The following is a 9943-nucleotide window of genomic DNA, read 5'->3' on the forward strand; positions in this document are numbered from 1 at the left end:
CGGGTGGCTGCACGCGGCCCGACCCGGCCCCGCGACCGTGCCCCGTCCGTCGGAGACGCAACGGAAGCGCGAAACGCCCGGGCCCGGCAGGAACGGCCTGCCCGCCGGAGCGCGCACAACCCGAGCAGTCGCCCCCCCAAACGTACCGACACGACTCACCTCCCAAACACGTGAGATTGCTAGTTTCTACTCGCTAGCTTGCTATCCAGATCGTTGAGGACGTGGGCCTCGTCTCCATCCCAAATGAAACACAAACAACGGAGTATCTCACGCTTGCTTCGAACATCGCAGCAGTACGAGGCCATCAGAGATGCTCTCGAAAAACTAACTCAGCAGACGTCGTCCAACTCTCACCACGTGATCTCAAATCGTGCGCCACCTTCAGAACCCGTTGTAACGGCAATATCCCAACCATGGCCCTCGACAATTTGAGAGACGATCGAGAGCCCATAGCCAGTTCCGTCAGCAGTTGTCGAATATCCATGGGTAAATATCTCTGACCGAATCGGCTCAGCGATTCCGGGGCCATCATCTTCGATATAGAGTCCCGTATCGTCAAGGAGGCTTCCAACAGTCACAGTCGCCCCAGCACCAGCATGTTCAACGGCATTGCGGAACAAGTTCTCTAGTAGTTCCTGAAAACGACTCTTATCCGCGGCGATCACTCCGAGATCATCGTCTAGTTGGAGCGTCGCTTGCTGTGTCTCAACGCTACTCCACGACGCATGGAGACACTCACGGATATCAACCGATTCGGTCTCACCAACGACTTCGCCTCTTTTTGAGAGGGCAAGAATGTCGCTGACGAGATCATCGATTCGAGTGAGTGATGCTAAGACCCGCTCCAATTCAGGACTCTCGTGCTGTTCATGGGCAATCTCAGTGTATCCGTACGCGATCGAGAGTGGGTTCCGAATATCATGTGTTAAGATGTCGGCGAACTCATTCAGCCGGTCCTTCTGCTCTTGAAGTTGGGACTCTCGCTGTCGCTGCTCGGTGACATCCCGAATGATGCCAGTAAAATACTGTTCACCATTGTGTTCGTGTTCACGAAGGCTGATAAGCGTCGGAACTTCGTGTCCGTCCTTGTGCAACGCCGGGAGCTCGATACCATCCCAGTCGATATTGCGCTCTCCTGTCGCCACATACGAGGCTAATGCAGCCACGTGGACTGGTTCTAAGCGCTCTGGGATGATTTTCATCTTTGAACTCCCAATTAACTCAGCGGGTGCATAGCCGAGGATGTCTTCAACGGCTGGATTGGCATACACGATGTTGCTGTCCGAGTCGATCGTCAACATCCCTTCGGCTGCATTTTCGACAAGTGTCTGGTAGAAATCATCAGCGGAAATTGGTGGTGGCTGAGCGTCCTTCATATAAGATCACTACTACTAGTCAGTAGTTATGGGTTCTTCAGGATGTTGCTGCGAGACAGACTATGTCTCAGTTGAGGGTTGATTACGATCCGACTCCGGAGTGAAAGGGGAAGAGAGAACCTTCTGACGTGTATCAGACCGGGCACCCTGAGACACGCCACTGCTGGTGGGTGAGAGGCACTCAGCACGAGTCTGGTCGTTCACGAGTGTATGTGATTTATCTGTCAGGGCTATCCCTGAGATCTCGATAGGAGATTTTGATTGAGACTCGTATTACCAGTACACACCACAATTTCCAGTAAAGCACCTCGGTTTCGGTCTTCTGGCCTGGTCAAAGACGATCTCGGACTCAACTGGGGCCATATATTTTCATCGGGGGAGGCCACCATGCCGTCATTGCGAGTAGTAGCGGTTGTCGTTGATCTCGTTCACCGTAAGCATTGATTTCGACGGGACATCATCCGGACGGTCTGCTGGACCTTCGTTAGTCTCGGTGTGTGCTTTATTTTTGCAGGTCGTAGCGCTCACTCACGGGGGTTCGTGACTGCTGTTACGTGCGTTTCGACGTGTTGAGGGAGATTAACGAGTAGTCGTCAAGCGTGTCGACGACGTTAGCAGGAAACCCTGTGGGGCATTGGTGGTACGAAAACATCATAACTCGACTCGAGTTAACCAACAACGAAGGCCATCAACATCGACTTTGTTGGTTAAGCGAGCCTCGCGGCTCGTTACTCTCCGCAGTCGAAAGTTTACCCCAACACGTCGACGTACGTCGATGCTTCTACCAGCACACATCATGGCGGTCAATTCTCGGGATTCGCCCGCTCGTTCGACTGTAATGGTCAAGTCACCCGATTCGTAGTCGGCCTCGAAGTCGACGGTGTACGCGTCTGAGTCGTAGGCGGTGTGATAGGCACGATGGCGTTTGAGCGAGCCAGTCGGCTTGAAGTGGAAGAATGCAGCCGACGTGTAGGGTTTGCTCTGCGCCTCAATCTGTGTCTCGACAGACGCCAGTAGCGCGATCTGGGGCGTCTCCGTGTCGATACTCGCAGCGAACTCCGTCGCTTCCTCGACGGTTGCTTGCGAATGTGTTGGTGTCTCGCCGGTGAGGACGTTCACCGAGGTTTCTGTGTCGTCAGTGAACAGGACGTCTTCGAACGTGTGTGTCCCGAGGATCGCCTCGGGATCCAACTCGCAGTCGTGGAATGGACCGTCGTCTGAGGTCATCGAATCACGAGCCTACGGCGGGGCTCACCCATTCTGGTCCCTGAAAAACAGCAGCGGCCACGAAGCAGATCGGACTAAAGGGGATTTGTTGGAACCCTCAGAACCGGACAGATGTCGAGTGCTAAATATAGAGGATGCAGTCAGCAACCAATTTTCATTCGTTGTGGGCGTTGCCTGTCGATTCGAGTCGAAACAGATAGTTGGACGCTGCCTTGGTGTATCCGATCGGTTTCATGGACTCGATCATGTCCGCTCGATCCGTGACGCGACCGGGCTTGGGTTCGAAATACCCCTCGACATCTCGGCTGAGACGTGAGCCACGAACCACACCCACAAGTTCCCAGTCTGGATCCAGAGCCGCCACACCTGCGTCTGCATGGCTGTTATTCACCAACAGATAGCCACCCAACCGCACATACCGTTTGCAGTAGTTCGAAATCGGACCTGCATACTGCGAGAGCAGCAGATCCACAGGGGCTACCGCTAGTGGTTCGCGGTAGTCGCCGTGGATGAACTGAAACGAATATGGCACACGCTGTTGCACCGCTCCGTCCGCGAAGAACGCGGGACAGCGTTGATCCATGTCAACGTAGATGACATCTCGAAAGATGTAACTCGGCGAGATATCGACGTAGGAGCCGGGATACAACACGCGTTCAGGAGCAAGCTCATTATCCAGCGTCTCCCAGAGTGGGCGTCGCTGCTCTAGGTGGGGAAGTTCTTCGTACAACTCCCACTTGCTCTCTTCACTCATCAGATACCACGCTGTGTCGTGTACCTTCGGATAGGACACCGCTGGTACACCTCGTCTGCCTCGCTGTCGGCATCGCAGTCCATCGGAGTGTAGCCGTGAGAGTCACGTTTCGTGTTGCTCATCTGTACGGCGAAGAGGGTGTGCTGAAGCATAAGGGTCTCAAGAATCATTGTTGACACGTCCGACCGACTTGCGCCCTCTATTCAGCAAGAGAAGTTGGAGCTGTCGCACAGCGAGGACAGTCACCCCAGCTCCACGACCGACGCTCAGTTAGTAGTCATCACAGACCGCGCCGAGTAGTTGTTAAACGCGTCTCTCTCGCTCTGCGGTAGTGCCGTGACCGCACCTCCCTCGGGCAATATCTCCGGGCTCTACCGAGCTGCAGTCAGGGACAGTTTGCCCGATACAATGGGTGGACGTAGCGTCCCGTCGTTCTCTACCTCGTGTTCTTCCTACGCAGAGGGATGGGACACCGTTCTCAGGCCTCGACCGTCGTTTAGTCCGCCACGAGCGCCTACAGGGAGTGGTTTACTCCACCGTGACGAGTACGCTCCCCACCTTGTGCCCGGTATCGACGTACCGGTGCGCGTCGGCGATGTCGTCCAGTGCGTACACTCGGTCGATTACCGGGCGGAACACCCCCGATTCGACGAGGTCGCGGAGTGTATGGAGGTGTTCGCGCTTCGTCTCTGCAGACCCCAGCCCGGTGGCTGCGAAGCTCGCTCGCCTGTCACCGACGAGCCGAGTCGACAGCATCTGCAGCAGGATTTGCACCGAGAGGACGGTCGTGAGGTAGCGCCCACCGGGGGCGAGCGAGTCCTTGCACGTCGAGTACGGTCGCTTGCCCACGGCATCGAGGATGACGTCGTACGTCGTGCCGGTCGCCGCGAAATCGGTGGTCGTGTAGTCGATGACCGTCTCGGCGCCGAGCGACCGCACCAGGTCGACGTTCGCGGTACTGCACACGCCGGTGACCGTCGCGCCGACCGCGCTCGCGATCTGCACAGCAGCCGTCCCAACGGAGCCGGACGCCCCGTTGACCAAGATGGACTCGTCCGCCTGCAGGTGCGCGTGGTCTTCCAAGAACGCCATCGCTGTCAGCCCACCGTCACAGACGGCCGCGGCCTCTCTGTAGGTGAGCTCCGACGGCATGACCGCGATAGCCCCGTCTGCGGGGAGACACAGATACTCAGCATGTGCGCCGCTCCCAGGAGCGGCGGTTCCGAATACGTCGTCGCCGGGAGCGAACTGCACGACGCTCCGACCGACTGCCACGACCTCGCCAGCGAACACGTCACCCGGTACCGCCGTGGGCCGTCTAAGACCGCTGAAGAACCGAATGAGGAACGGACGCCCTTCCCGAGTGGCCGAGTCTGGCGGGCCGACGACCGTGGCATGAATCCGAACGAGCACCTCATCGTCATCGGGTATCGGCGTTGCAACCTCCTCGACGCGGAGGACATCCGCCGACCCGTACGTCTTGGCCACGACGGCCCGCATCTGCGTGCGACTCTTCACTGACTGTTCTTCGACACTGGATGTCATCGCGGAGTACGTACGACGTCAGACAGCGTAAAGTGAGAGTACACCAGCCGAACAGCCGGATTTCTATCGGTAGAGACCCCCGGGACACGGAACGTGTATGCGACACCCCGTCCGTGTGTGTCTCACACCGCCGTCGGTCGAGTCACTCCTCACGGAGGTACGCGGACGCCTCCCGGCGACCTGCGCGTAACAGGAGGACGCCGAGCGCGACGAACCAGACGATCTGGGTCAGGCCGAAGACGCCACCGCCGATCTCGCCCAGCACTGGAATCGCCGAGAGGATGCCTGCACTCCCGACCACGAGCCCGAAGTAATTCACCAGCCTGTGGAGTGCTCGGGTTCGAAGCGCGACTACGCTCACGAGTAGCGTCCAGAGGCCGCCGACAATCTCGTTGCCGCCGCCCAGCCCATCGATGACCGGACTGAGTGCCAACCAGACCGTCGTCGCCTGCGTCGGGTCAGCACTGTAGAGGTCGACGACGACGCCCGTCGCGAGCGTGGCGATCATCCCGCTGGCGATGACGAGGCCGGCCCAGATGAGTCCGAACGCGGTCGTCGCTCGCATCAACATCGGAGCCCCGGCCGCGAGGCGCTCGTGGAGCGCCAGAACGAGTGCCACCAGTACGGTACCGAACATCACGTAGATGAGCAGGTACATCGCGGACAGACTCGTCTCGTTCGCGGCGAACAACTCGACCTGTTCGAGCGCCCCGGTGACGCTCGCGAAGTCGAGGACGACGAGGAAGTAGGCGATACCGACCACGTAGATGGCCGCCTCAATCAGCGCGGCGAGGCCGCCGACCGTCAGATAGTTCCAGCGGCCCGCCGTGGGCGACTGCTCGATTCCCTCTACTGCTTGACCGGTCGTTGCTCCCATACGTTATCTGCCACAGTGACATTACCGCCAGAGGAGATAGCCGTGTCGAGTACGACCCTCCCCACCAGCCAGACGTCCCGAGGTAGTGCGGAGGTACCCGTCGTCGTCAACCGTGGGTGAGCGCACGCGCCACCAGCGATGGCCCGTGATCGGGCGGGGGCCTACGAGAGTGGACTCCGACCGAGCATCGTCGCGAGGCCAGCGAACACACGCAGAAGCGGTCGCTGAATCACCCATGGGAGTCCTGCGAGACGCACGTCCGCTCGGTAGTGAGAAAGAACTGCCGCCACCGCGAACAGATCCGGTTGCCCCCCTGCGCCGGCCTCGTAGAGCGCACGAATCGCGGCCTCGAACTCCCCGGGTGGGCGGAGCGTCGTCCGAACAACGAGGTTTTCGGCACCGTCGTTTCGGATGCTGTGGGCCGCTCCGGGGGCGATGGTCAGCGCTTCACCGGCGAGCAGGGTGTGGCGTTCACCACGAACCGTCATCTCGGCCCGGCCCGTTATGACCTCCGAGCGTACCTCCGACTGTGGGTGGAGTCGGGTGGGCCCGCTGTCGGTTCCCGGCGGGAGAACGCCGTCCATCAGCAAGTACTCTCCCTGTTCGTCGACACTGCGTTCGATGAACGTGATGGACGCCCCTGTCGACGGGTCTTCGATCGTGTTCGGGTAGCCATCCGGGCCGGTTCTCGTGGAGCGCCCCGATCCCGTCAGCAGATGCTCGTCCGATCGTGAATCCATCCGCGTTGGTACGACGCAGATTATCCTAAGCATTCCGCCGGCTCCGGCCGATACCTGAGCCCGAGGGGTGTCCCCCGCTCTCATCTGTTCGGTACGGCAGCGTCCGGCCGGGGTGTATCGCACCACCGCCGCCGTTCGTGGTGAGCTGTCCACACCGCTCGTGACGTGGGTTCGTTTCGGGTAACGGATAATTACGGACGCTCTAGAGCACCGTTATGCTGGTTCGACACCTCTAAAGACGAATGGCTGGAGCAGCTGTTACCCCAGATCAGGAGCGGAGCGTCGAGTATCAGCGACCGTCCACAACCGAGACGTCCGTCGGGCGAGCGAGCGTGATCGCTGGACTCGCCCTCCTGCTGATGACTCCCCTCGCTGTGTTCGCTAATTTCGTCGTGTTAGACGGGCTCGTCACACCGGGGGATGCGACTGGAACGGCGACCGCTATTCTGGGTGCCGAAGGCACGTTCCGACTCGGCATCGCGAGCCTCTTCGCGGTCGCCATACTCGATTTAACCGTCGCGTGGGCGTTGTACACAGTGTTCAAGCCGGTACACGCTGGCATCGCACTCCTCTCTGGGTGGCTCAGAGCCGTCTTCGCTGGCATCTTCGTCGTCGCGATCAGTCAGCTCATGAGTGTCCCGCAGATTCTGGGTGCGACCGGGACTGGGTTCACCATGGAGCAACAGTCCACGCAAGCACTGCTGAGCATCGAGGCGTTCTACAACATCTGGGACGGCGCACTGATTCTGGTCGGCCTCCATCTGGTGTTGGTCGGGTATCTGCTGTACAAGTCTGCGGTTGTCCAGTCGTACCCCTCAGGCTACGTACCGAAGGTGTTAGGGATGCTCCTCGCTCTCGCTGGCATCGGCTACGTGGTGGATAGTTTCGGACGGGTGCTGTTCGCTGGCTACACCTTCGAACTCGCTGTGTTCACGTTCGTGGGTGAGGTGTTGCTAATCCTCTGGCTGCTCGTCTACGGCCGCCGAATTAGTTCGGCCGAAGACGGTGTGGACGAGGAGTCGGCGTCCGTGATGAGCTGAGACCAGTCGTCTTCAAGGTCCGCTTTGAGAAGGCGGAGCCGCATGGTGGACATGGCACCAACGGGTCTGTAAGCTGGTCATGGGTGAGGTTGGCAGTATAGTACGTCGTTGCGATCGCCTTCGGAAGCGGGTCTCCGCCGTTCATCGGTCGCGCAGCCGATCGCGAGCGGCTGCAAACCGAACTGGATCTGTATCGCCAGCAGCGGCCATGTCGTTTGCCGACTGGAGCTGGGAGTCGATGAGCCGATTCTGCTGGCGTGACCACTCTCTATCGTCGTGCGCCCGAACGTACTCGGCCCAGCGCTTGATCATCGCACGCCGTTGCTCCGTGTTCCGACGTTGATCGTCCTCAAACTCCTGTGAGTTCAGCATAGTGATCCTCCACCTAATCGTTGGCGTATACTGGCTACACCGTCGGTAGCAACAGGCAGATCCAGCAACATGACGAACTACTCGTCTTCGAGTGCGGCGTAGATCTCTGCGTGGCGGCGTCCATCAAGTGTCCCCATCTCAAGGGCGATCACATGACGTTCGGCGTCGCTGTCGGCCGCCTGATACCGCTCGTATAATCGGCGAACTTCTTCATCGACCGTCGCCGAGGAATCAGTACTGGACACCATTCTGTATCTGAAAGACTCATTAGGTCCCGAAATCAGGTTGGTCTCCCCTCAAACTGGGCTGACGACTCCATAAACTACGTCTGCTCGTCGACGTCGAGCGCACCGATCGAATCGAGGTATTCGCGTATCTCGACGACGAACGTTCGGTACCGTTCGAGGTCTTGCAATGCGTTGTAGACCACGTCGTGGTCGATAATTCGTCCGTACGTATGCGCAAGGACGTTCCGAAAGCGGGCCCCCTGCGCCATCTGGCCAGCAGTTGCTGGTGAGAGGATACCGCTTTCTCCGAGGGCTCGCATCGATTCGGGATTGCTTCGTGGTGGCTGTCCACGCTCGTGTTTGACGAGTTCTTCACCAATATCGATCGCTGCTTCTGTCATTTTCACGAACCGACGTTCGACGATATCTTGCGTATCCGGGTCGTGTTTGTACTCCTCTCGAGTGAGCTGTTGCTTGCGAGCGAGTGTCCCAAGACTCTCCTCAATTGTCTCAACAGCAACGAGAATACGATTGAGGCGGTCTGCTGGGAACACGTCGTCAGTCATCGCTCATCGTCATGCCCATCGGTTGCTGTGACGGCAGAACCACCGAGATGGTCATCAATCTTTGCGAGTGCACTGTCGAAGCGCTCACGTGGAGATTTGTCGGTCGATGATGTGTCAGTCACTCGCCGCTGGAGGTCCTCGGCATGGGCCACATCGCCGACAAGCAGAACTCCCTCTTCGAAGACTGACGTAGCAACGCGTGGTGAGAGTGTGTGGATGTCCACGAGGTCTACGTCGTCCGTTCCGAGTGCGTCGCTTAAATCCGCACTAAGGCCGAAAAACGCATCGTTGTACGCGGGGTCCTCACGGTCGACCGTCTCAAGTTCCACTGCGATATCGATATCACTCGTTGGATGTGTTGTTTCCGTGGCGTAGGAACCGAAGAGGAGTGCACACTGCACCGAATGCTCCTGTAGAATCGCTCGAAGTGTTTCGAGCGGAAGGGAATCGTCGATGTCTGCTGACTCAACGGTTCTCATTATCATGACCCACGTGCCTGTGTCATATAAAGCCTCAGTCACTCCGGTGGTTGGACAGGAGTTGTCGGTGTTGTGTCTGGACATTTTGTAGTCTCCCTCACCCCTGCTGGGGGCGAAAAACGCTACCAAGTGGGAGCTGTCTGACGGAACTTCGAGGAGAATTCCCTGGCGTTAGCGCGGGGTGAATCCGCTACCCCTGATACAGACGATGTTCAACGTGTTGAACGGGTGTATGATGAATTCAAACGTCCTTGAATGGTGGGTGGGCTGAGTCCCCTGTCGCCTCGTTGACTGGATCGGGCGCGTCAGTCTCCGTCACGGGTCCTCCTCTAGTGACGGTGGTACCGAATCACCCTCAGACTGTTGCTGACGGACGTACTGGAGGACCGATTCGAGTGTCTCAGTATCCTCAGTTCCCTCAAGCAGCCCCACGAGTTCGCTGAGTCGTTGCTGACGGTCGACGATTTCTGGGTCGCCGTGCTCCGTCTCGATTGCGGCCACCTCGATGTGGCGGTCCTCGCTCCATCCACACGTCCAACACTGCCGGTGGAGAACGACTTCCTCGCCCTGTTCGGTATCGAGAATTGCGTTGGCAAGGGGCGTCGATGGCGGCCGCCCGGGGCCAACCTCTCGAGAGACGTACGGCTCACCACAGTCCGGACATTCCATACGTCAAACTCGAGTGGCAGGCGCCTAAACCGTGTGGGTGGGCCCACGGCATGTCCAATCCCGGTCGACAG

At 58.8% G+C, this 9943-nt stretch carries 11 protein-coding genes and 1 pseudogene; 1 reads left to right on the plus strand and 11 read right to left on the minus strand.

Annotated elements, in window-relative coordinates; all coding sequences use genetic code 11:
• Positions 1 to 350 precede the first annotated feature (350 nt).
• From C5C07_RS19915 to C5C07_RS19945, 7 genes and pseudogenes are all read right to left on the minus strand, one after another.
• Complete coding sequence (locus C5C07_RS19915; RefSeq protein ID WP_049904857.1) at positions 351 to 1376, minus strand: nitrogen regulation protein NR(II); 1026 nt, start codon at positions 1374 to 1376, stop codon at positions 351 to 353.
• An 813-nt stretch (positions 1377 to 2189) separates the two neighbouring features.
• Positions 2190 to 2603 (minus strand): annotated as a pseudogene (locus C5C07_RS19920) (hypothetical protein); the annotation flags it as partial.
• Between the two features lie 154 nt (positions 2604 to 2757).
• Positions 2758 to 3357, minus strand: coding sequence for a hypothetical protein (locus C5C07_RS19925; protein ID WP_115805982.1), 600 nt, complete (start codon positions 3355 to 3357; stop codon positions 2758 to 2760).
• Entirely contained in the window at positions 3357 to 3527 is a 171-nt protein-coding gene (locus C5C07_RS19930) for a hypothetical protein (protein ID WP_233510480.1), read from the minus strand. Before C5C07_RS19930 ends, C5C07_RS19925 begins: the two co-directional genes overlap by 1 nt.
• A 358-nt stretch (positions 3528 to 3885) precedes the next feature.
• Complete coding sequence (locus tag C5C07_RS19935) at positions 3886 to 4902, minus strand: NAD(P)-dependent alcohol dehydrogenase (RefSeq protein WP_233510481.1); 1017 nt, start codon at positions 4900 to 4902, stop codon at positions 3886 to 3888.
• Between the two features lie 142 nt (positions 4903 to 5044).
• Positions 5045 to 5779, minus strand: a complete 735-nt coding sequence (locus C5C07_RS19940; RefSeq protein ID WP_115805983.1) for a DUF4386 family protein — start codon at positions 5777 to 5779, stop codon at positions 5045 to 5047.
• 161 nt (positions 5780 to 5940) lie between these two features.
• Positions 5941 to 6519 (minus strand): cupin domain-containing protein, encoded by a 579-nt coding sequence (locus C5C07_RS19945; RefSeq protein WP_158546606.1) that lies wholly within the window; start codon positions 6517 to 6519, stop codon positions 5941 to 5943.
• 242 nt (positions 6520 to 6761) lie between these two features.
• Between C5C07_RS19945 and C5C07_RS19950 the strand changes: the two genes are divergently transcribed.
• Positions 6762 to 7559 (plus strand): DUF4386 domain-containing protein, encoded by a 798-nt coding sequence (locus C5C07_RS19950; RefSeq protein WP_115805985.1) that lies wholly within the window; start codon positions 6762 to 6764, stop codon positions 7557 to 7559.
• A gap of 141 nt (positions 7560 to 7700) precedes the next feature.
• On the opposite strand, the gene C5C07_RS19955 is transcribed toward C5C07_RS19950, so the two are convergent.
• From C5C07_RS19955 to C5C07_RS19970, 4 genes are all read right to left on the minus strand, one after another.
• The gene (locus C5C07_RS19955; protein ID WP_115805986.1) at positions 7701 to 7931 is read right to left on the minus strand and encodes a hypothetical protein; all 231 of its coding nucleotides are present in this window, start codon (positions 7929 to 7931) and stop codon (positions 7701 to 7703) included.
• Positions 7932 to 8253: 322 nt separating this feature from the next.
• The gene (locus tag C5C07_RS19960) at positions 8254 to 8724 is read right to left on the minus strand and encodes a DUF86 domain-containing protein (RefSeq protein ID WP_115805987.1); all 471 of its coding nucleotides are present in this window, start codon (positions 8722 to 8724) and stop codon (positions 8254 to 8256) included.
• A complete protein-coding gene (locus C5C07_RS19965) occupies positions 8721 to 9203 on the minus strand; it encodes a nucleotidyltransferase family protein (protein ID WP_199514475.1) in 483 nt (160 codons plus the stop codon). Before C5C07_RS19965 ends, C5C07_RS19960 begins: the two co-directional genes overlap by 4 nt.
• Before the next feature lie 315 nt (positions 9204 to 9518).
• Positions 9519 to 9872 carry a hypothetical protein gene (locus C5C07_RS19970; RefSeq protein ID WP_115805988.1) on the minus strand — a complete coding sequence of 118 codons (354 nt, stop codon included), beginning with the start codon at positions 9870 to 9872 and terminating at the stop codon, positions 9519 to 9521.
• Between the last annotated feature and the right edge of the window lie 71 nt (positions 9873 to 9943).

It is taken from the genome of Haloferax sp. Atlit-4N (assembly GCF_003383025.1).
Lineage (GTDB): Archaea > Halobacteriota > Halobacteria > Halobacteriales > Haloferacaceae > Haloferax > Haloferax gibbonsii.